Origin of the sequence: Superficieibacter sp. BNK-5 (assembly GCF_047456055.1) — a bacterium.
Lineage (GTDB): Bacteria > Pseudomonadota > Gammaproteobacteria > Enterobacterales > Enterobacteriaceae > Superficieibacter.
In genome coordinates, this window is the sequence record NZ_CP179893.1 from 638232 (window position 1) to 658318 (window position 20087).

The 20087-nt window shown below is 56.2% G+C and carries 23 protein-coding genes; 13 read left to right on the top strand and 10 right to left on the bottom strand.

Annotation, left to right across the window (positions count from 1 at the left end; genetic code table 11):
* Positions 1-11: 11 nt before the first annotated feature.
* From gatB to ACMGGS_RS03090, 4 genes are all read left to right on the top strand, one after another.
* Positions 12-296, top strand: coding sequence for a PTS galactitol transporter subunit IIB (gatB, locus tag ACMGGS_RS03075; RefSeq protein ID WP_176919829.1), 285 nt, complete (start codon positions 12-14; stop codon positions 294-296).
* A 4-nt stretch (positions 297-300) separates the two neighbouring features.
* Positions 301-1677 (top strand): galactitol-specific PTS transporter subunit IIC, encoded by a 1377-nt coding sequence (locus ACMGGS_RS03080; RefSeq protein ID WP_176919828.1) that lies wholly within the window; start codon positions 301-303, stop codon positions 1675-1677.
* Positions 1678-1722: 45 nt separating this feature from the next.
* Positions 1723-2766 carry a galactitol-1-phosphate 5-dehydrogenase gene (gatD, locus tag ACMGGS_RS03085; protein WP_414165015.1) on the top strand — a complete coding sequence of 348 codons (1044 nt, stop codon included), beginning with the start codon at positions 1723-1725 and terminating at the stop codon, positions 2764-2766.
* 111 nt (positions 2767-2877) lie between these two features.
* The gene (locus tag ACMGGS_RS03090; protein ID WP_414165016.1) at positions 2878-3651 is read left to right on the top strand and encodes a DeoR/GlpR family DNA-binding transcription regulator; all 774 of its coding nucleotides are present in this window, start codon (positions 2878-2880) and stop codon (positions 3649-3651) included.
* 88 nt (positions 3652-3739) lie between these two features.
* Here ACMGGS_RS03090 and rsmI read toward each other — a convergent pair whose 3' ends face one another.
* Complete coding sequence (gene rsmI, locus ACMGGS_RS03095; protein WP_414165017.1) at positions 3740-4603, bottom strand: 16S rRNA (cytidine(1402)-2'-O)-methyltransferase; 864 nt, start codon at positions 4601-4603, stop codon at positions 3740-3742.
* Between the two features lie 61 nt (positions 4604-4664).
* Here rsmI and ACMGGS_RS03100 point away from each other — a divergent pair, with 61 nt between their 5' ends.
* The 4 genes from ACMGGS_RS03100 to dolP are packed head-to-tail and all read left to right on the top strand — an operon-like array spanning position 4665 to position 8353.
* The gene (locus tag ACMGGS_RS03100) at positions 4665-6809 is read left to right on the top strand and encodes a penicillin-binding protein activator (protein WP_414165018.1); all 2145 of its coding nucleotides are present in this window, start codon (positions 4665-4667) and stop codon (positions 6807-6809) included.
* Complete coding sequence (locus ACMGGS_RS03105; RefSeq protein WP_414165019.1) at positions 6767-7156, top strand: YraN family protein; 390 nt, start codon at positions 6767-6769, stop codon at positions 7154-7156. Before ACMGGS_RS03100 ends, ACMGGS_RS03105 begins: the two co-directional genes overlap by 43 nt.
* Before the next feature lie 21 nt (positions 7157-7177).
* Positions 7178-7768 (top strand): DnaA initiator-associating protein DiaA, encoded by a 591-nt coding sequence (gene diaA, locus ACMGGS_RS03110; protein WP_103676689.1) that lies wholly within the window; start codon positions 7178-7180, stop codon positions 7766-7768.
* A 9-nt stretch (positions 7769-7777) separates the two neighbouring features.
* Positions 7778-8353, top strand: a complete 576-nt coding sequence (gene dolP / locus ACMGGS_RS03115) for a division/outer membrane stress-associated lipid-binding lipoprotein (RefSeq protein ID WP_176919818.1) — start codon at positions 7778-7780, stop codon at positions 8351-8353.
* A gap of 164 nt (positions 8354-8517) precedes the next feature.
* Here the strand turns inward: dolP and ACMGGS_RS03120 are convergent, their stop codons facing one another.
* Together ACMGGS_RS03120 and ACMGGS_RS03125 are read right to left on the bottom strand one after the other, a co-directional pair.
* Positions 8518-9552 (bottom strand): permease, encoded by a 1035-nt coding sequence (locus tag ACMGGS_RS03120; protein ID WP_414165020.1) that lies wholly within the window; start codon positions 9550-9552, stop codon positions 8518-8520.
* Positions 9553-9627: 75 nt separating this feature from the next.
* A complete protein-coding gene (locus tag ACMGGS_RS03125) occupies positions 9628-10275 on the bottom strand; it encodes an NAD(P)H-binding protein (protein ID WP_414165021.1) in 648 nt (215 codons plus the stop codon).
* A gap of 128 nt (positions 10276-10403) precedes the next feature.
* On the opposite strand from ACMGGS_RS03125, the gene ACMGGS_RS03130 reads away from it, so the two are divergent.
* A complete protein-coding gene (locus ACMGGS_RS03130) occupies positions 10404-10922 on the top strand; it encodes a type 1 glutamine amidotransferase domain-containing protein (RefSeq protein WP_414165022.1) in 519 nt (172 codons plus the stop codon).
* On the opposite strand, the gene ACMGGS_RS03135 is transcribed toward ACMGGS_RS03130, so the two are convergent.
* Positions 10902-11345, bottom strand: a complete 444-nt coding sequence (locus ACMGGS_RS03135) for a YhbP family protein (RefSeq protein ID WP_176919814.1) — start codon at positions 11343-11345, stop codon at positions 10902-10904. The genes ACMGGS_RS03130 and ACMGGS_RS03135 overlap by 21 nt on opposite strands.
* A gap of 54 nt (positions 11346-11399) precedes the next feature.
* Between ACMGGS_RS03135 and ACMGGS_RS03140 the strand changes: the two genes are divergently transcribed.
* Positions 11400-11675, top strand: a complete 276-nt coding sequence (locus ACMGGS_RS03140) for a GIY-YIG nuclease family protein (protein ID WP_414165023.1) — start codon at positions 11400-11402, stop codon at positions 11673-11675.
* On the opposite strand, the gene ACMGGS_RS03145 is transcribed toward ACMGGS_RS03140, so the two are convergent.
* On the bottom strand, positions 11662-12165 hold the full coding sequence (locus ACMGGS_RS03145) for a GNAT family N-acetyltransferase (protein ID WP_414165024.1): 504 nt from the start codon (positions 12163-12165) through the stop codon (positions 11662-11664). The genes ACMGGS_RS03140 and ACMGGS_RS03145 overlap by 14 nt on opposite strands.
* Entirely contained in the window at positions 12159-12683 is a 525-nt protein-coding gene (gene ubiT, locus ACMGGS_RS03150; RefSeq protein WP_414165025.1) for a ubiquinone anaerobic biosynthesis accessory factor UbiT, read from the bottom strand. Before ubiT ends, ACMGGS_RS03145 begins: the two co-directional genes overlap by 7 nt.
* 218 nt (positions 12684-12901) lie before the next feature.
* Between ubiT and ubiU the strand changes: the two genes are divergently transcribed.
* The 3 genes from ubiU to ACMGGS_RS03165 all read left to right on the top strand — a co-directional run bounded on the left by ubiU (position 12902) and on the right by ACMGGS_RS03165 (position 15870).
* Positions 12902-13897 (top strand): ubiquinone anaerobic biosynthesis protein UbiU, encoded by a 996-nt coding sequence (gene ubiU, locus ACMGGS_RS03155; RefSeq protein ID WP_176919810.1) that lies wholly within the window; start codon positions 12902-12904, stop codon positions 13895-13897.
* Positions 13898-13905: 8 nt separating this feature from the next.
* Complete coding sequence (locus tag ACMGGS_RS03160) at positions 13906-14784, top strand: U32 family peptidase (RefSeq protein ID WP_414165026.1); 879 nt, start codon at positions 13906-13908, stop codon at positions 14782-14784.
* Positions 14785-14862: 78 nt separating this feature from the next.
* Positions 14863-15870 (top strand): luciferase-like monooxygenase, encoded by a 1008-nt coding sequence (locus ACMGGS_RS03165; protein WP_414165027.1) that lies wholly within the window; start codon positions 14863-14865, stop codon positions 15868-15870.
* Here the strand turns inward: ACMGGS_RS03165 and ACMGGS_RS03170 are convergent.
* The 4 genes from ACMGGS_RS03170 to yrbN all read right to left on the bottom strand — a co-directional run bounded on the left by ACMGGS_RS03170 (position 15863) and on the right by yrbN (position 20006).
* Positions 15863-16576, bottom strand: coding sequence for a L,D-transpeptidase family protein (locus ACMGGS_RS03170; protein ID WP_414165028.1), 714 nt, complete (start codon positions 16574-16576; stop codon positions 15863-15865). The genes ACMGGS_RS03165 and ACMGGS_RS03170 overlap by 8 nt on opposite strands.
* Positions 16577-16611: 35 nt before the next feature.
* Positions 16612-17856 carry a tryptophan permease gene (mtr, locus tag ACMGGS_RS03175; protein ID WP_414165029.1) on the bottom strand — a complete coding sequence of 415 codons (1245 nt, stop codon included), beginning with the start codon at positions 17854-17856 and terminating at the stop codon, positions 16612-16614.
* A 139-nt stretch (positions 17857-17995) separates the two neighbouring features.
* A complete protein-coding gene (locus tag ACMGGS_RS03180; RefSeq protein WP_414165030.1) occupies positions 17996-19933 on the bottom strand; it encodes a DEAD/DEAH family ATP-dependent RNA helicase in 1938 nt (645 codons plus the stop codon).
* Positions 19926-20006, bottom strand: coding sequence for a protein YrbN (gene yrbN, locus ACMGGS_RS03185; RefSeq protein WP_100249910.1), 81 nt, complete (start codon positions 20004-20006; stop codon positions 19926-19928). The genes ACMGGS_RS03180 and yrbN overlap by 8 nt, the downstream gene beginning before the upstream one ends.
* Between the last annotated feature and the right edge of the window lie 81 nt (positions 20007-20087).

Here is a 20087-nt window from a genome sequence, read left to right on the forward strand (position 1 = left end):
AGGAATACCCTATGAAACGTAAAGTTATTGTGGCCTGTGGCGGTGCGGTTGCAACCTCGACAATGGCGGCAGAAGAAATTAAAGAACTGTGTGAAGCGAATAATATCACGCTTGACCTGGTGCAATGCCGCGTCAATGAGATTGAAACCTATATGGACGGTGCCGATCTCATCTGTACTACGGCCAAAGTAGACCGGACCTTCGGCGACATCCCGGTGGTCCACGGTATGCCTTTCATCTCTGGCGTCGGGATTGAAGCACTGCAACAGAAAATCCTGAGCATCCTCGTGGGGTAACGTTATGTTTAGCGAAATAATGCGTTATATCCTCGACTTAGGTCCAACGGTGATGCTGCCGATTGTGATCATCATTTTCTCAAAACTGCTGGGAATGAAGCTTGGGGACTGTTTTAAGGGTGGTTTACATATCGGGATTGGTTTCGTCGGGATCGGGCTGGTTATCGGTCTGATGCTCGACTCCATCGGACCCGCCGCGAAAGCGATGGCGGAGCAGTTCCAGATCAACCTGCACGTCGTTGATATTGGCTGGCCGGGATCGTCTCCGATGACCTGGGCGTCACAAATTGCTCTGGTGGCGATACCTGTTGCCATTGGCGTCAACATCCTGATGCTGGTCACCCGTATGACCCGCGTCGTGAACGTCGATATCTGGAATATCTGGCACATGACCTTTACGGGCGCAATGCTGCATCTGGCAACGGGATCGTACTGGATTGGCATTCTGGGCGTAGTGGTTCACGCGGCGTTTGTTTACAAGCTGGGCGACTGGTTTGCCAAAGACACGCGGGATTACTTTGGCCTGGAGGGTATCGCGATTCCGCACGGTAGCTCGGCCTACCTTGGCCCGATTGCGGTGCTGGTTGACCTTATCATCGACAAAATCCCAGGACTGAACCGTATTCACTTCAGCGCTGACGACGTGCAAAAACGCTTCGGTCCTTTTGGCGAACCGGTGACCGTTGGCTTCATTATGGGGATTGTGATCGGTCTGCTGGCGGGTTACGACGTGAAGGGCGTGCTGCAACTGGCGGTGAAAACCGCGGCGGTCATGCTGTTAATGCCACGCGTGATCAAACCGATTATGGATGGTCTGACGCCTATCGCAAAACAGGCACGCAAACGTCTTCAGGCGAAATTTGGTAGTCAGGAATTCCTGATTGGCCTGGACCCGGCACTGCTGCTCGGCCATACCTCTGTGGTTTCCGCCAGCCTGATCTTTATCCCGTTAACCATCCTGGTGGCCGTCGTGGTGCCGGGCAACCAGGTACTGCCCTTCGGCGACCTGGCAACTATCGGCTTCTTCGTGGCGATGGCGGTGGCGGTGCATCAGGGCAACCTGTTCCGCACGCTGATCTCCGGGGTCATTATTATGGGCATTACCCTGTGGATCGCCACGCAGACTATCGGCCTGCATACTCAGCTTGCCGCCAACGCGGGCGCGCTGAAAGCGGGCGGCATGGTAGCGTCAATGGACCAGGGCGGTTCACCGATTACCTGGCTGCTGATCCAGCTTTTCACCTGGCAGAACATACTGGGCTTCGCCGTGATTGCCATCATTTATGTACTGGGCGTCCTGCTCACCTGGCGCAGAGCGCGCAACTTCGCCGCGGCAGAAAAAGCAGCCGCTATCGCGCAACAGAGCCAGACCGCTTCTTAATCTTATGGGGGGCCTTCGCTCCCCTTTACATTTCTGGAGGATCTTATGAAATCAGTGGTGATCCACGCTGAGGGAGACGTGCGCGTTGAAGAACGCCCCATGCCAAAATTAGAAACCGATGATGACGTACTGGTGAAGGTCGTCAGTTCAGGTTTGTGCGGCTCCGATATTCCGCGTATTTTCGCCCACGGGGCGCACTATTATCCTATTACCCTGGGCCATGAATTTAGCGGCTATGTTGAATCCTGCGGCGCAAATATTACCGACCTTGCGCCGGGCGACGCGGTGGCCTGCGTTCCGCTGCTGCCCTGCTTTCACTGTCCTCAGTGCCAGCGGGAGTATTTTTCGCTCTGCAAACAGTATCAGTTTGTCGGATCGCGCAGCGAGGGCGGTAACGCCGAATACGTGGTGGTAAAACGCGCCAACCTGTTCCGCCTGCCTGCCGCTATGCCGATTGACGATGGCGCGTTTATCGAGCCGATCACCGTGGGGCTGCACGCCTTTCATCTGGCGCAGGGCTGCGAAGGGAAAAACGTCATTATTGTCGGTGCCGGAACGATTGGTCTGCTGGCGCTCCAGTGCGCACGCGAACTTGGCGCAAAAAGCGTAACGGCGATCGATATCAATCCGCAGAAGCTGGCGCTGGCAAAAGAACTGGGCGCGACCCACGTATTTAACAGCCGGAAAATGAGCGGACAGGAGATCCACACGGCGCTGACGGAGATTCAGTTTGATCAGTTGGTGCTGGAGACCGCGGGTACGCCGCAAACCGTTTCGCTGGCTATCGAAATCGCCGGACCGCGCGCGCAGCTGGCGCTGGTCGGCACGCTGCATCACGATCTGACCCTGACCTCCGCGGTCTTCGGGCAGATCCTGCGCAAAGAGCTGTCGGTGCTGGGAAGCTGGATGAACTATTCCGGTCCGTGGCCTGGCGAAGAGTGGGCAACGGCGGCGCGGCTGCTGAGTGAAAAAAGACTCCAGTTGAAGCCGTTGATAGCCCACACTGGAAATGCAGAAAGTTTCGCCAAAGAAGTCCAGGCGCTCAATGGTGCGCCAATGCAGGGTAAGATTATCCTCAAGCTCGCTTAACCAATACGAGCCAGCAACCTGAGCTGGCTCACACTTACTTTCGAAGATTGGCGTTCACCTTTCACTACCCTTCGATTAAACTAAAGTCAGCTAATCATCAGGCAAATTAACATGAACTCATTTGAGCGAAGGAATAAAATCGTCGATCTGGTTAATTCGCAAGGCAGCGTACTGGTTTTGGATCTTTCGAATACCTTTGGCATTTCTGAAGTCACTATCCGCGCCGATCTGCGTTTACTGGAAGATAAAGGCTTAGTCACGCGCTTCCACGGCGGCGCGGCCAGGCCCGGTACTAACTTAATCGAAAACGACAATCAGGAAGTGGTTCTGGAGGAGCGTTATCAGCTCGCCAGCGATCCGAAAAAGCGCATTGCCCAGGCCGCAGCCGCCATGATTGAAGAAGGCATGACCGTTCTCCTTGATAGCGGAAGCACGACGCTGCTGGTGGCAGAAGCGCTGGCAAAAAATACCAATATCACCGTGATTACCAATAACCTGCCTGCAGCGTTTACCCTCTCAGACAATAAAGACATTACCCTGGTGGTGTGCGGCGGCACCGTGCGCCATAAAACCCATTCCATGCATGGCACCATCGCGGAGCGTTCGCTACAGGGAATTAGCGCCGATCTGATGTTTGTGGGCGCGGACGGGATAGATGCCACCAACGGAATTACGACGTTTAATGAAGGTTACTCCATCAGCGGCGTCATGGCTGCCGCCGCGCATAAGGTCGTCGCGGTTCTCGACGCCACCAAGTTTAACCGTCGCGGCTTTAACCAGGTCTTACCGATGAAAAAAATTGACTGTGTGATCACCGATGAGAGCATCAGCGCGGAAGATCGTCAGGCGCTGGAACAAACCCATGTTGAACTGAAAGTGGTCTGAATCCCCTGACCGGGCAGTGATGCCCGGCCAGGGGATTGCTGACAAACTTTCATAGCGGATTACGCTGCACTTATCTGATACACAGCCATCATTCTCCCTGCTGCTCCAGCGCATACTTATACAGCGCATTCTTCTTCACGCCGTGAATTTCGGCTGCCAGCGCCGCTGCTTTTTTCAGCGGCAGCTCGGCCTGCAACAGCGCCAGCGTGCGCAGGGCATCGGCGGGCAGGTCATCTTCCTGCGCTTTATGGCCTTCGACAATCAGCACCATCTCGCCCTTGCGGCGGTTTTCATCCTCTTTCACCCACGCCAGCAGTTCGCCAACCGGCGCGCCGTAAATGGACTCCCAGGTTTTGGTCAGCTCGCGTGCCAGCACCACATAGCGGGATTCGCCCAGCACGGTCACGATATCTTCCAGGCTTTCCAGCAGGCGATGGGTGGACTCGTAAAAAATCAGCGTGCGCGGCTCTTCCTCGATGGCTTTCAGCGCATCGCGACGGCCTTTTGATTTAGCGGGCAGAAACCCTTCGTAGCAGAAGCGATCGGACGGCAGCCCCGCCGCGCTCAACGCGGCGATGGCGGCACACGGACCGGGCAGCGGGACGACGCGAATGCCCGCTTCGCGGCAGGTACGCACAAGGTGATAGCCGGGATCGTTAATCAGCGGCGTACCGGCATCCGACACCAGCGCGATGTTCTGCCCTTCTTTCAGCTTCGCCACCAGCGTTTCGGCTTTTTGCTGCTCGTTGTGATCGTGCAGTGCAAACAGACGGGCGTTAATGGCAAAATGCTGAAGCAGCAAGCCAGTATGGCGCGTATCTTCCGCTGCAATCAGGTCAACATCCTGCAATACGGCGAGCGCACGTTGCGTGATATCAGCTAAATTACCGATGGGAGTCGGTACAATGTAGAGCTGACCGTGAGAATTATCCGCCGATTGGTGTTGTTTCATTGTTTAGTCCGTATTGCCGATTTAATATTGAGCATCGAATAAAAATATCACTGGATACAGTATGGTACTGTCAACGCTTCTTCGTTCGAAAGCCGCTCGCGGTCTGCCGGTCATTCTGGCAGCCCTGATTTTCGCTGGTTGTGGCACCCAAACGCCCGATCAGAGCACGGCCCACCTTGAGGGGACGGCGCAGGCTGATTCCGGCTATTACCTGCAGCAGATGCAGCAAAGCTCAGATAATAGCAAGACCAACTGGCAATTACTCGCCATTCGTGCCCTGCTGAAGGAAGGTAAGAGCCAGCAAGCGATGGAACTTCTCAATCAGTTACCGTCGCAATTAAGCGATGCTCAGCGTCGTGAACAGGCGTTACTGGCAGCGGAACTGAAGGTATCCCAGCAGGATTATCCCGGCGCGCAGGCGCTAATGGGGAAAATAAATCCGGCGGATTTAGATAAAAATCAACAGATCCGCTTCTGGCAGGCCGCTATCACCAGTCTTCAGGGACGACCCTCTCTGGAACTGCTGCGTTCGCTGATTGCCCAGGAGCCGCTGCTGGCAGCGAAAGAGAAACAGGCCAATATCGACGCAACCTGGCAGACGCTCTCCGCGATGACGCCGGAACAGGCGCAGGCCCTGGTCATCAATGCTAACGAAAACGTATTACAGGGCTGGCTGGACTTGCAGCGCGTCTGGTTTGATAACCGCAACGATCCGGACATGATGAAAGCCGGGATCGCCGACTGGCAGAAACGCTATCCGCAAAATCCGGGGGCGAAAATGCTACCGTCCCAGCTGGTGAATGTGCAGAATTTTAAACCCGCGTCTACCAACCGAATTGCCCTCCTGCTGCCATTAAACGGCCAGGCGGCTATTTATGGTCGCACGATACAGCAAGGGTTTGAAGCCGCGAAAAACGGCGCGACCCAGGTTGACGGAAGCGCGGTGCCGCAACAGGTTGCGCAGGCGGCCTCGACGGATAACGGCGTCATCAGCCCATCACAGGCGGAAGTTAACGATCTGACCACCGCACAGCAGGCACCGGTTGAAGCTCCGGGAAATGAAGCAGCGACGCCGGTACAGGCTCCGGGCAACGAGGCGGCAGCACCGGTTCAGGCTCCGGCAACGCAAAGCGCGACGCCTGCCGAAACTCAGGCAGCCACGCCAGATCAGTCGCCTGTGCCAGCCCAACCGGCTCCGGCACCACAAACGACGACCGTTGCCGCCACATCGGCCAATCCCTCTGCCGAACTGAAAATCTACGACACCTCTTCTCAGCCCTTAAGTCAGATCCTGGCACAGGTCCAGCAGGATGGTGCCAGCCTCGTGGTGGGGCCGTTGCTGAAGAACAACGTCGATGAACTGGTGAAGAGCAATACGTCCCTGAATGTACTGGCGCTTAACCAGCCGGAAGCGGTGGAAAATCGCCCTAATATCTGTTACTTCGCGCTATCTCCGGAAGACGAAGCGCGCGATGCCGCACGTTTTATCCACCAGCAGGGCAAACAGGCTCCACTGGTGCTGATCCCGCGCAGCGGGCTGGGCGATCGGGTGGCGAATGCGTTTGCTGACGAATGGCAGAAACAGGGCGGCGGCACGGTGCTGGAGCAGAAATTTGGTTCTGCTTCCGAACTGCGTGCAGGCATCAACGGCGGTTCCGGGATTGCCTTAACCGGTAGCCCGGTAAACGCCAGTCAGCCGCAGCAGAGCGTGACGATTGCCGGATTGACTATCCCGGCACCGCCAACGGATGCAGAAATCTCCGGTGGTCGCGTGGATGCCGCTTATATTCTGGCAACGCCGGAAGAAATTGGCTTCATCAAACCGATGATCGCCATGCGCAACGGCAGCCAGAGCGGGGTTACGCTGTACGCCAGTTCACGTAGCGCGCAGGGCACCGCAGGCGCGGATTTCCGTCTGGAAATGGAAGGCCTGCAATACAGTGAAATCCCGATGCTGGCGGGCAGTAATCCGGAATTGATGCGACAGGCGCTGGCGGCGGTACATAACGACTATTCGCTGGCGCGTCTGTATGCGATGGGCGCAGACGCCTGGTCGCTGGCGAATAATTTCTCGCAGATGCGTCAGGTCCAGGGTTTTGAACTCAGCGGCAACACCGGCGATCTGACCGCCAGCAGCGATTGTGTGATTAACAGGAAGTTATCATGGCTCAAATACCAACAGGGACAGATCGTTCCGGCGAATTAACCCGTAAGCAAATCGGCGACGTGTGGGAGCAAAAAGCGCGTCGCTGGCTTGAAGGTAAAGGATTGCGTTTTATCGCCGCCAACGTAAGGATGCGCGGTGGTGAGATTGATTTGATCATGCGTGACGGGACGGTGACGGTCTTTATTGAGGTCCGTTATCGCCGCAGCACCTTTTACGGTGGTGCGGCCGCCAGCGTGAGCAGAAGCAAGCAACACAAATTATTACAGACTGCCCGCTGGTGGCTCGCCCGTCAGAATGGGAGTTTTGATACTGTGGATTGCCGGTTTGATGTGGTAGCCTGCGACGGCAGCCACGTTGAATGGCTAAAAAACGCCTTTGGCGAATAAACCTGATAGTTAAGGGATACTGTGCTCGAACGAATTAAAGTGTGCTTCACTGAAAGCATTCAGACTCAAATTGCCGCGGCGGAAGCGCTGCCTGATGCCATTTCCCGCGCGGCTATGACGCTGGTGCAGTCGCTGCTTAACGGCAACAAAATTCTCTGCTGTGGTAATGGAACCTCCGCCGCCAACGCACAGCATTTTGCTGCCAGCATGATCAACCGTTTCGAGACTGAACGTCCAGGTTTACCCGCAATGGCACTTAATACCGATAACGTGGTCTTAACCGCGATTGCTAACGATCGTTTACATGATGAGATCTACGCCAAGCAGGTTCGGGCGTTGGGCCATGCCGGAGATGTGTTGCTGGCTATTTCAACGCGCGGCAATAGCCGCGATATTGTGAAAGCGGTGGAAGCGGCGGTCACGCGCGATATGACCATCGTTGCCCTGACCGGCTACGACGGCGGTGAACTGGCCGGGCTGCTGGGACCGCAGGATGTTGAAATTCGCATCCCTTCTCACCGCAGTGCGCGCATCCACGAGATGCACATGTTAACGGTCAACTGTTTATGCGATCTAATTGATAATACGCTATTTCCTCACCAGGACGATTAAGGAGTACACATGAAGGCATTTTCGCCCCTCGCAGTCCTTATTTCCGCGCTGCTTTTGCAGGGGTGCGTAGCTGCGGCGGTTGTCGGCACGGCCGCCGTGGGAACCAAAGCGGCAACCGATCCTCGCACCGTGGGCACTCAGGTAGACGATGGAACGCTGGAACTCCGCGTCAATAGCGCGCTGGCTAAAGACGCGCAAATCAAGAAAGAGGCGCGCATTAACGTCACGGCGTATCAGGGCAAGGTCCTGCTGGTCGGTCAGGCACCGAATAGCGACCTCTCCTCGCGTGCTAAGCAGATCGCGATGGGCGTGGACGGCGCAACGGAAGTATTTAACGAGATCCGCCAGGGCAGCCCGATTGGTTTAGGGACCGCGTCTAACGATACGTGGATCACCACCAAGGTCCGCTCACAGCTGCTGGCGAGCGATCAGGTGAAATCCTCTAACGTGAAGGTAACGACCGAAAACGGCGAAGTGTTCCTGATGGGGCTGGTGACGGATGCCGAAGCGAAAGCCGCAGCGGATATGGCCAGCCGGGTGAGCGGCGTGAAACACGTCACGACCGCGTTTACGTTTATTAAGTAATAGTACATTGCAGTATGGCCTCGTTGTGAGGCTGTACCTCTCATGCCCGGTGGCGCTTCGCTTACCGGGCCTACGAACAGCACCAGACCACAGGCCGGGTAAGGCGCAGCCGCCACCCGGCATGACAACGATGCCATAGCGGCGACAGGTCATCCGGCATGACCTTATAACAGCGCAATACCCCCCACAATCGCGCCGCCCACGGCCACCAGCCCCCCGGTTAGCCACAGCGCCTTTGTCGGAAACGCTTTACGCAGCATCACCAGCGATGGCAGGCTGACTGCCGGTAGCGTCATCAACAACGCCAGCGCGGGAGCCGTGCCCATACCAGCCAGCATCATGGTCTGCACAATCGGGATTTCAGCGGCAGTCGGGATCACAAAAAGACAGCCCGCAATTGCCATCGCCGCGACCCAGAAGAAGGTATTCCCCACCACGCCATCGGCATGCGGAAATAGCCATACGCGGGCCGCACCCAGTACCAGCACCGCCAGAATATAAACCGGGATGGTATTCCAGAACAGCGTCCACAGCGCCCGTCCCCAGCGGGAAAAGAAACTTCCCTCCACGGTGGCGTCCGGGATCGTGACCGTGGTGGTTTGCGCCGTATCTTTCACCAGGCGCTGCACCAGCGTGGCGACAATCAGCACCATCGCCAGTCCGGCGACCAGGCGCACCAGCGCGAACTGCCAGCCGAGCACAAATCCCATAAACACCAGCGTGGCCGGGTTCAACAGCGGATTACCCATCCAGAATGCCAGTGCGCCGCCCATCGACACCTGCTGACGGCGCAGCCCGACAGTCACCGGTGCCGCGCAGCAGGAGCACATCATGCCGGGCAGCGAAAAAATCGTCCCCAGCAACGTTCCCTGAAAGCGAGGCTGGCCCAGGGTGCGCAGCAGCCAGTTACGCGGGATCAGCACCTGTACCAGCGATCCGAGGATCACACCGAGTACGGCGGCTTTCCATACCGCGAGAAAATAGACCAATGCATAATCCCACGCCGCCTGAAGCGGGCTGGAATCGGCCTGAGCAAGGATAGATTTACCGATACTGTGGGTTTCGGCGGCAGTGAATGCTTTACCGTAATAAGGCTGCCATTTCACATACCAGAGGCCGACAATAACAACGAGAAAAAAAAGCGCAGGCTTCCACCACTGACGTGACAGAGCCGATTGAGATGAAGACTGACCAGTCATAACATTCCCCGGGAAAATTTATGGTTTTAGATAAGCCGGGGCATAGTACGCTGGTCGAAATATTTATGGAAATTATTAATCGTTATTACGCGCCGCAATTTCTCTTAACGCAGACGATGAAAGAATCGTCACCGATTCCTCCTCATCTGCCAGCGCGGTGACAAGTAAAGCCCGTGCTACATCCCGCGCATTGATCGATTTCAGGTTACCCGGCAGCAGTTTAAAAATCGGGGCCAGCAGCGATTCATTCGTCCGGTGTTTTTCACGATCGCCCAGCAGCATGGAAGGACGGGCGATGGTCAGCCGCGGCCAGTGCTGGGCCATCAGCGCTTCTTCCATCTTGCCCTTTACCCGATTATAGAAAAACGGTGAACTGGCATTGGCTCCCATTGCGCTGACCACCAGCATATGCGTTGCTCCCAGACGTTGGCCCGTCAGGGCGGTATCCACCACCAGCGTATAATCCGCATGAATAAAAGCCTCTTTTGAGCCAGCTTCCCGCCGGGTGGTTCCGAGGCAGCAGAAAACGATATCCACCGGCGTCGTCACCTGTGCCAGCGCATCGGTCAACTGCGGATCGACAGGATTAAAGACGCCGGAGATATCCTTCAGCGGGCGTCGCGTCGGCGCGGCGATACCGTCAATTCGTGGCTCCCGGAGTAACATGCGCAGCAAATGATCGCCGACCAGCCCGGTCGCACCGGTGAGTAAAACCTGACTCATTACGCTCTCCTTCCGATATGCGGATTTGTCCGTGTTGCAATCTCGCGGGTCTGCACCACACTTAACTGTCTACGGTAAGTATTTACCATTTTCAGAGAAATGATCTGAAACCAGACAACGGAGGAAGTATGGGCAAGAAAATAGCGGTCTTGATCACCGACGAGTTTGAAGATTCAGAATTTACCTCTCCGGCAGAGGCCTACAAAAAGGCCGGGCATGAGGTTATCACCATTGAGAAAGAAGCCGGTAAAACCGTAAAAGGTAAACAGGGCGAAGCCAGTATTAAGATAGACAAGAGCATTGATGACGTCAGCCCGGAAGAGTTTGATGCGTTGCTGCTGCCCGGCGGGCATTCACCGGATTCTCTGCGCGGCGATGACCGCTTTGTCACCTTTACCCGCGAGTTCGTCAACAGCGGCAAACCGGTGTTCGCCATTTGCCACGGCCCGCAGCTACTGATCAGCGCCGAAGTGGTACGCGGCCGCAAGCTCACCGCCGTTAAGCCCATCGTGATTGATGTGAAAAACGCCGGAGCCGAATTCTTCGATCAGGAAGTGGTGGTGGACAAAGATCAACTGGTCACCAGCCGCACGCCGGATGATTTGCCTGCCTTTAACCGGGAAGCATTACGTCTGCTCGGAGCCTGAGTCGCGTAGCCAGTAGTGTTTTTTACCAAAGCCCAGCGTGTTGTCGGTGAACTTTAGCTCGTCAGGGCGGATTTCCCAGACGGGTGCAGATAACACTCTGGCCACCGGAAAGCGATGGTTATAGCGGGCGCGTATTGCCTCGCTTTCCTTCCCCTCCAGACGCCGAATTTCACCTTTAAACTGCACGCCACGGATCAGCGCCACGGTTTTCGGTTGCCCATTGATGGTGCCGGCGACAGGAGCGCGAGGTCCGCTCATTTGCGCGTGGCGGGTGTTATCTTCGCTTAGCACATAGAAAGCGACATCTTGCGCGTCATAAATGTAGAACGCATTGGCGCACCACAATTCGCCGTCGCGGGCCACGCACCAGGTAATAACATGCTGTCTGGCAATCCAGCGGCTAATAGCAGCAAGCGTTTCCATCCTGGCTCTCCCTTATGTTATGTTGCTTTCACCTTAACATACTGACATGACACCGTGTGCTGGTATCTGTATCTCATCCGAACGCAAAAGAATGCGCTGTACACTGGCATCACCACCGATGTCGCGCGTCGTTTTGTGCAGCATCAAACAGGGAAAGGCGCAAAAGCCCTGCGCGGAAAAGGTGAACTAACGCTGGCGTTTTCTGAAGAGGTGGGTGAACGGTCGCTGGCATTACGCCTGGAGTACCGGATAAAGCAGCTGACGAAGCGCCAGAAAGAGCGCCTCGTCGCCGGAGATATTCCGCTAACCAGCCTGATCAAAAACGATTAAAGTGCTCGTGATACTCAACCAGCCCATGCGCATTCTCCAGCGCGTTATCGGCGAGGCGGTGTACCTGAAACGCATCTTCACTACCAGGCCAGCGGCAGCGTAAATCGTACTGCGATGCGGATTCAAACCCCAGGCGACTGTAAAATGCCGGCTCGCCCAGCGTCACCACGGCAGCGTAGCCAAATTCATTCAGGGAATCGAGTCCTTCATACACCAGTTGGCGCGCCAGCCCCTGCCCACGGTACTGTTCATCGACGGCCAGCGGTGCCAGCCCTACCCACTGCAAATCTTCGCCTTCGACGTCGACCGGACTGAACGCCACATAGCCAACCACCTGTCCTTCGTCATCGGTAGCGACCAGCCCCAGGGTGAGAAGACCGTCTTCACGCAAATCGTGAATCAGCCTGGCTTCGGCATCGCTTGCAAAGGTGCGACGTAACAGGGCATCGATACCCGGCGCATCAATGGGAATTTCAACGCGAATCAGCATGGTTCACCTACCGATCTGTTTGGGGTTTCCGGCGGCGTTTTCAGCCCCGCCTCAACAAAGTCCGCCAGTTGCAGCAGCATCGTGCGCAATGCCTTTGGCATCTGCTCCAGTTCGATGGCGTCCATCAGGTTCTTCACATACAGCCCCAGCTCGGTATCGCCCTCAATGACCAGACGGCGCTGGAAGAAAAGCGTATCAGGATCCTGACGACGCGCGGCGATCATCAGCAAATCGCTGGCATCGGCGCTGAAGCTGACATCGGCTTCAGCCGTTTCACTGACCATCAGACGCCCGTGGTCAACGGAGGTGTACCATCTGAGGCCGATGTCGCGCACCTCAATACTCAGCCAGCGGCCCTCAAGGAACTCCAGCTCCCCGTCCGCCAGCGCCTGATGAAATTGCCAGCGTAGCACCTGTTCCAGCACCTGACGCTTAAGGGCAAAGGGCGTCAGTTTTACTGGCACACTCATCAAAGACGGGCCAAGGTGAACCAGGCGTGAACGCAGTTTATCCAACACGAGCTTTACTCCCTCAATCCAATAATTCCATCATTCTGCCATATCAGATAAACGACATGGCGGCGTAAATCAACAATTACGTTATGAAGACGTTATTATTGGCATCATCAATACGCGATTAACTGCCTCAAATCAAAAATTGTCGCGGTCAGGTTAACTAAAATTCCAGTTCGTTAACAATTTGCGACCCGCAAGGGGTGCAACGTTCAGGAAATTTTATGGAGCTTCTCTGTCCCGCTGGCAATCTTCCGGCGCTTAAGGCGGCTATCGAAAACGGCGCTGACGCGGTCTATATCGGGCTAAAAGATGATACCAATGCCCGTCACTTTGCCGGGCTTAACTTTACCGAGAAAAAATTACAGGAAGCCGTAAGCTTCGTACATCAGCATCGCCGCAAGTTGCACATCGCTATTAACACTTTTGCTCACCCGGACGGCTATGCCCGCTGGCAGCGTGCGGTGGATATGGCGGCCCAGTTAGGAGCCGATGCGCTGATCCTCGCCGATTTGGCAATGCTTGAGTATGCCGCTGAACGCTATCCGCATATTGAGCGCCACGTCTCAGTCCAGGCATCAGCCACCAATGAAGAGGCAATCCGTTTCTATCATCGCCATTTCGACGTGGCCCGCGTGGTGCTGCCGCGCGTACTTTCCATTCATCAGGTAAAGCAGCTAGCCCGCGTAACGCCGGTTCCGCTGGAAGTGTTTGCCTTTGGCAGCCTGTGCATCATGGCGGAGGGTCGCTGCTACCTCTCCTCTTACCTGACCGGCGAGTCGCCGAATACTGTCGGGGCCTGTTCTCCCGCGCGCTTTGTCCGCTGGCAGCAAACCCCGCAGGGACTGGAGTCTCGCCTGAATGAAGTGCTGATTGACCGTTATCAGGACGGAGAAAACGCGGGCTATCCAACCTTGTGTAAAGGCCGTTATCTGGTCGATGGCGAGCGCTATCATGCGCTGGAGGAGCCGACCAGCCTCAACACGCTGGAACTGCTGCCGGAGTTGCTGGCCGCCAATATCGCCTCGGTGAAGATCGAAGGACGCCAGCGCAGCCCGGCTTACGTCAGCCAGGTGACGAAAGTCTGGCGGCAGGCTATCGATCGCTGCATAGCCTCGCCGCAGGATTATGCCCCGCAACGCGCATGGATGGAGACGCTGGGCGCGATGTCCGAAGGCACGCAGACCACCCTCGGCGCGTATCACCGTAAATGGCAGTAGGAAATCATATGAAATACTCACTCGGACCGGTGCTCTATTACTGGTCAAAAGAGACGCTGGAAGATTTTTATCAGCAGGCCGCCCGCAGCAGCGCCGATACCATCTACCTCGGTGAAGCGGTATGCAGCAAACGTCGGGCGACCAAAGTCGGCGACTGGCTGGAGATGGCGAAATCACTGGCAGGCAGCGGTAAGCAGGTGGTGCTTTCGACACTGGCGCTGGTGCAGGCGTCGTCAGAACTGGGCGAGCTGAAGCGTTACGTCGACAACGGCGAGTTTTTGCTGGAAGCCAGCGACCTGGGCGTGGTGAATCTGTGCGCCGAACGTAAGTTGCCGTTCGTCGCCGGGCACGCGCTCAATTGCTATAACGCGGTGACGCTGAACCTGTTACTGAAACAGGGCATGGTGCGCTGGTGTATGCCGGTGGAACTCTCCCGCGACTGGCTGATTAATCTGCTCACTCAGTGCGACGATCTGGGGATTCGCCAGCAGTTTGAGGTTGAAGTCCTTAGCTATGGTCATCTGCCGCTGGCGTATTCTGCGCGCTGTTTTACCGCCCGTTCAGAAGACCGCCCGAAAGATGAGTGTGAAACCTGCTGCATTAAGTATCCTAACGGGCGCAGCGTGCTGTCGCAGGAAAATCAGCAGGTCTTCGTGCTTAACGGCATTCAGACCATGAGCGGCTATGTGTATAACCTCGGCAATGAACTGACGTCGATGAAAGGTCTGGTGGATATGGTCCGTCTGTCACCGCTGGGCACCGAGACGTTTGCCATGCTGGACGCCTTCCGGGCTAATGAAACGGGTGAGGCACCGCTTGCGCTTGCGCCGCACAGCGATTGCAATGGTTACTGGAAACGGCTGGCTGGCCTGGAGTTGCAAGCGTAAAAAAGCTCACTTTGTTAACAACTATAATGAAATCTTAATGCAGTATTAAAAGATTAACCGGTAACAAAGTGAGCCGTTATGACTGATAAACAGATCCCCTTTTCGGTGCTGGATCTCGCACCGATCCCGCAAGGCTCCTCAGCCAGAGAAGCCTTCTCGCATTCACTGGCGCTGGCACAGCTGGCGGAAAAGCGTGGCTATCATCGCTACTGGCTGGCGGAACACCACAATATGACCGGCATCGCCAGCGCGGCGACCTCGGTATTGATTGGCTATCTGGCGGCCAATACGACAACATTACATCTTGGCTCCGGCGGCGTGATGCTGCCAAATCATTCGCCGCTGGTGATCGCCGAACAGTTCGGCACGCTGAATACGCTCTATCCGGGACGTATTGATTTAGGTCTTGGCCGCGCACCGGGTAGCGATCAACCGACGATGCGCGCCCTGCGCCGCCATATGAGCGGCGATATCGATAACTTCCCGCGCGATGTTAACGAGCTGGTAGAATGGTTTGACGCCCACGATCCTCACCCGCAGGTACGTCCGGTTCCGGGCTACGGTGAGAAAATCCCGGTGTGGTTGTTAGGCTCCAGCCTGTACAGCGCCCAGCTTGCCGCCCAGCTCGGCCTGCCTTTCGCCTTTGCCTCGCACTTTGCGCCGGATATGCTGTTCCAGGCGCTGCATCTCTATCGCACCAACTTCAAGCCCTCTGCGCGGCTGGAAAAACCCTACGCGATGGTGTGTATTAATATCGTCACCGCCGACAGCAATCGCGATGCCGAGTTCCTGTTTACCTCGATGCAGCAGGCGTTCGTTAAACTGCGTCGCGGGGAGACCGGCCAGCTTCCACCGCCGATTGAGAATATGGACACCTTCTGGTCGCCGTCCGAGCAATACGGTGTGCAGCAGGCGCTGAGTATGTCACTGGTGGGCGATAAGGCGAAGGTCCGTCATGGTCTGCAATCCATCCTGCGCGAAACCGACGCGGACGAGATTATGGTCAACGGCCAGATTTTCGATCATCAGGCGCGACTGCATTCATTCGATCTGGCGATGGAAGTGAAGGAAGAACTACTTAGTTAATACGGTATCGCCGGTTTTCGACGTTGACTATCGGAAGCCGGTGATTTTTTTCGAAGTAGTCATAGCCTGGCTTAAGAGATTGCCAGAAGGCGTAGTCCGGCCATTTCGTCGCCCGCCGCATATTTTCAGCGGTCATGGCGAACGGGAAAATATGCACCGGCACGCTTTTTTGTCCGCTATTCAGCGCCTGGGCCACCAGGGCGTATATTTCCTCAATACCCGAATCAGTCATCGCATAGCAGCCCGCGGAGACGCAGTTGCCATGCACCATAATAAAACTCCCGGTGTAGCCATTGGCCCGATCGAAGGCATTGGGATAGCCGATATTAAAGGCCAGATGGTAGCGGCTACGCGGATTCAGTAATCCTTTGTTGGTGGCGTAAAATCCTTCGGGGCTTTTGCCGTCACCTTCCTTCCGTTTAGGCCCTAACCCGCCAGACCAGGCGCAGATCGTCCAGGTTTTATAGAGATCGTAGGGTCTATTTCCGGCGCTCGACCATAGCTCCAGTTTATCTTCTGCTTTTAAAATCCTGATAAAGAGACGGTCGCCGGGATGAATTCCTTTCGGCGGTAACGGCGTCACCGGCGCGGGCTTTTCCTCAGGCAGGAAAACGGTTTTATCCTGCGGGACAGGCCAGAAAAAATGGACGCCTGCCGCAATGATGGCGGCACAAAGTACCAGCCAGAGTAAGCCGTTGCGTCCCATCTTTTCGTTCCCGCTATTGCTGAAGGCACGCTAACTTACTGGTAAACCGGCAGTAAATTAAAGCTCGACAGAATATGCACCAGCGCATTGCCGACGCCGAAAAGCAGAATCAACGCAATCATTGGCTTGCCTCCCCAGACGCGGAATTTAGGGCTACCAAAGCGCTGACGCGAGGCGCGCGCCAGCAGTGCCGGGACGATCGCCGCCCAGATGGTTGCCGCCAGTCCGGCATAGCCGATGGCGTACAGGAAACCGTTCGGCCACAGCAGGCCGCCAATTACCGGCGGGATAAAGGTCAGCAGCGCGGTTTTAAAGCGTCCGCTGGCGGAGTCGTCAAAGCCAAACAGATCCGCCAGGTAATCGAACAGTCCCAGGGTTACGCCGAGGAAGGAGCTGGCGACCGCAAAGTTGGAAAAAATCACCAGCAGCAGATCCAGGCTGCGGCTGTTCAGCACGCCGCTCAGCGACTGAACCAGGACATCAATATTGCCGCCCTTTTGCGCGATGCCGATAAATTCCGGACGCGGGATGTTGCCCATCGTCCCCAGCAGCCAGACGATATAGAGGCCCAGCGCCAGCAGGGTACCGTAGACCAGGCAGCGGATAATGGTGCGCGGGTCCTTGCCGTAGTATTTCATCAGGCTTGGCACGTTACCGTGATAGCCAAAGGAGGCCAGACAAAACGGCAGCGTCATCAGCAGATACGGCGTGTAGGAGGCGTGACTTTCGGTCACGTTAAACAGCGTCGTCGGTGTGACATGCCCCAGCAGGCTACCGAAGGTCAGAAAGAAGGTAATCACCTTCGCCCCCAGCACAATCGCCGTCATCCGGCTGACCGCTTTGGTACTCAGCCATACCACAAACGCCACCAGCAGGGCGAAGGCAAAGCCCGCCGCGCGCGCCGGCACGTTCAGCGACATCTCCGCGAAGGTATGATGAAGAATCGAGCCGCTGGCGGAAATATAGGCGTAGGTCAGAATGTACAGCACGAAGGCGATGGAAACACCGTTCACCGCATTCCAGCCCCTGCCGAGTAAATCTTTGGTGATGGTATCGAAGCTGGAACCAATACGGTAGTTCAGGTTTGCCTCAAGGATCATCAGACCGGAATGCAGCATACAAAACCAGGTAAAGACCAGCGCCGCCAGCGACCAGAAGAACCATGCCCCGGACATCACCACCGGCAAAGAGAACATGCCTGCACCTATAATCGTGCCGCCGATGATCACCACGCCGCTGAGCAGCGAGGTTGAGGTTTGTGTGGTCGTAAGCGTAGCCATCTGGTTTTTTCTCCGGTAAAAATCACTTCTCCTGGTGAAGCGTGTTGCACTGTACCAGTACACGAGTACAAATGGAATAAAAAAAGCCCCGGTGGTTGAGACCGGGGCTGTACAGATTACTTTACGATGTTAGCGTAAATTACGCATCGCCACCGAAACGGCGACGGCTGGAGGAGTCGTCACGACGCGGTGCAGAATCATCGCGACGCGGCGCACGACCCTGACCTTCACGACGCTCGCCGCTGAAACGACGACCTTCCGGACGGGCACCGCCTTCACGACGTTCACCACCGAAGCTACGGCCACCTTCACGACGCTCGCCACCAAAGCCACGACCACCGCCACGACGTTCGCCACCGGTATGCGGCTGAGCATCGCCCAGCAGCTGCATGTTCATCGGCTTGTTCAGAATGCGGGTACGCGTAAAGTGTTGCAGCACTTCACCCGGCATGCCTTTCGGCAGTTCGATGGTGGAGTGAGACGCAAATAGCTTGATGTTACCGATGTAACGGCTGCTGATATCGCCTTCGTTAGCAATAGCGCCAACGATATGACGAACTTCAACGCCATCATCACGGCCCACTTCAATGCGGTACAGCTGCATATCGCCAACCTCACGACGTTCGCGACGCGGGCGGTCTTCACCACCGCGTTCCGGACGGTCGCCACGCGGGCCACGATCGTTACGATCGCTGCGCGGAGCACGGTCATCACGATCACGGAACTCGCGACGCGGACGCATCGGTGCATCAGGCGGTACGATCAGAGTACGTTCGCCCTGCGCCATTTTCAGCAGCGCGGCAGCCAGCGTTTCGATGTCCAGCTCTTCACCTTCTGCGGTCGGCTGGATTTTCGCCAGCAGTCCACGGTAAAGATCCAGATCGCTGCTTTCCAGCTGCTGCTGAACTTTAGCAGCAAATTTTTCCAGACGGCGTTTGCCCAGCAGTTCTGCGTTCGGCAGTTCCACTTCCGGAATAGTCAGCTTCATGGTGCGTTCGATGTTGCGCAGCAGACGACGCTCGCGGTTCTCAACGAACAGCAGCGCGCGGCCGGCACGACCCGCACGACCGGTACGGCCGATACGGTGAACGTAAGACTCGGAGTCCATCGGGATGTCGTAGTTGACGACCAGGCTGATACGCTCAACGTCAAGGCCACGAGCCGCAACGTCGGTGGCAATCAGGATATCCAGACGACCGTCTTTCAGACGCTCCAGGGTCTGCTCACGCAGCGCCTGGTTCATGTCACCGTTCAGCGCGGCGCTGTTATAGCCACTACGCTCCAGCGCTTCAGCCACTTCCAGAGTCGCGTTTTTGGTACGAACGAAGATAATCGCCGCATCAAAATCTTCCGCTTCCAGGAAACGTACCAGCGCTTCGTTTTTACGCATGCCGTACACCGTCCAGTAGCTCTGGCTGATGTCCGGGCGAGTGGTTACGCTGGACTGAATGCGCACTTCCTGCGGCTCATTCATAAAGCGGCGGGTAATGCGACGAATCGCTTCCGGCATGGTCGCGGAGAACAGCGCGGTCTGATGGTCAGCCGGGATCTGCGCCATGATGGTTTCAACGTCTTCGATGAAGCCCATACGCAGCATTTCATCGGCTTCGTCCAGTACCAGACCACTCAGGTTGGACAGGTTCAGCGTGCCGCGTTTCAGATGGTCCAGCAGACGACCCGGCGTACCGACGACGATCTGTGGCCCCTGACGCAGGGCGCGCAGTTGCACGTCATAACGCTGGCCACCGTAAAGGGCTACCACGTTCACGCCGTGCATGTGTTTAGAGAAATCCGTCATTGCTTCAGCTACCTGAACCGCCAGTTCGCGGGTCGGTGCCAGCACCAGAATCTGAGGTGCTTTCAGATCGGAATCAAGATTGTTGAGCAGCGGTAAAGAGAACGCTGCGGTTTTACCGCTACCGGTCTGGGCCATACCCAGAACGTCACGGCCGCCCAGCAGGTGAGGAATACACTCTGCCTGGATCGGAGATGGTTTTTCGTAACCCAGATCGTTAAGGGCTTCAAGGATAGGAGCCTTCAGGCCCAGATCTGCAAAAGTGGTTTCGAATTCAGCCATGTAGTACAAGTGCCTCGATATTAATGGCGGCCAGTCTACATAACTCATCATGAAATTGATCTGCAATTTTCATTGAAAAGTGTGAACCGGCTCAAAGTAGGTGTATTAACGAACAACAACGCCCTCACCCGCAAAGGTGATGGCAATCAAAAAA